This is a genomic window from Neisseria sp. P0021.S007, from assembly GCF_051956855.1.
Map to the genome: position 1 here is coordinate 1 of NZ_JBQCXA010001494.1, position 472 is coordinate 472.

Genomic DNA, 472 nt, shown 5'->3' on the forward strand with positions numbered 1-472 from the left:
ATATTGTGATGTCGAAATCTTTCGACAACGGCATGGTGTGCGCCAGTGAGCAAGCGGTGATTGCCGATAAAGAGATTTACAAAGAGTTGGCCGAAGAGTTCAAATCCTACGGCGTGTACTTTGCCAACAAAAAAGAAAAAGCCATGCTCGAAGAGTTTATCTTCGGCGTAACGGCGAACTGCGCCAGCTGCGGCGGCGCGAAACTCAATTCTGCCGTCGTGGGCAAACCGGCGGCATGGATTGCCGAACAGGCCGGGTTTAAAGTACCTGAAAAAACCAACATCATCATCGCTGAATGCCGCGAAGTCGGCCCCAACGAGCCGCTGACCCGCGAAAAACTTTCGCCTGTTTTGGCCATGATTAAGGCAGATTCGACCGAACAAGGCTTGAAGTTCGCCGAAGAAATGGTTGCCTTTGACGGCTTGGGACACTCCGCCGCCATCCATACCGCCGACGAAGAATTGGTCAAAAC

Annotated in this window: 1 pseudogene; it reads left to right on the forward strand. The window is 52.1% G+C overall.

From position 1 onward, the window contains the following. Positions 1–472 (forward strand): annotated as a pseudogene (locus tag ACTHUR_RS19895) (bifunctional acetaldehyde-CoA/alcohol dehydrogenase); the annotation flags it as partial.